General features: G+C 75.6%; 1 protein-coding gene. It reads left to right on the top strand.

Annotation, left to right across the window (positions count from 1 at the left end):
- Nucleotides 1-66 precede the first annotated feature (66 nt).
- Nucleotides 67-394: hypothetical protein (locus FNQ90_RS26705; RefSeq protein WP_182608618.1), on the top strand; the 328-nt coding region annotated here is incomplete at its 3' end.

The following is a 394-nucleotide window of genomic DNA, read 5'->3' on the forward strand; positions in this document are numbered from 1 at the left end:
CCCCGAGACCGCCCGCTACCGCTGCCCCGACTGTCAAGGGAGCGCCCCCGGACCGGAGGGGGAGTGATGGGCACCCTCACCACCCTGCTGCCCGGGCCCGCCATATCTCCGAAGCCGGCTACCACCACGCTGCACCGTCGCCCCCGCTGGGTCACCGGCCCCGCGGGGCGCGTCGCGGACGCCCTGTACGGGTTCGGCGGACTCCACCAAGCCCTCGGAGTCCGCCTGGGCCGGACCGACAGCCGGGTCTTCATCGACGCCTTCACTACCGCCCTGGCGCCGGGCGCCGACCTGCTGCTGTACCGCCCCGAGCTGCACCCACTCACCCAGCGCCGGGGCGGGCGGGTACCCGACGTGCGGCCACCCCCGACCCCCGACCCGTCCGGTCCACTTC

The organism is Streptomyces alkaliphilus (genome assembly GCF_014141535.1).
Classification (GTDB): Bacteria; Actinomycetota; Actinomycetes; order Streptomycetales; family Streptomycetaceae; genus Streptomyces; species Streptomyces alkaliphilus.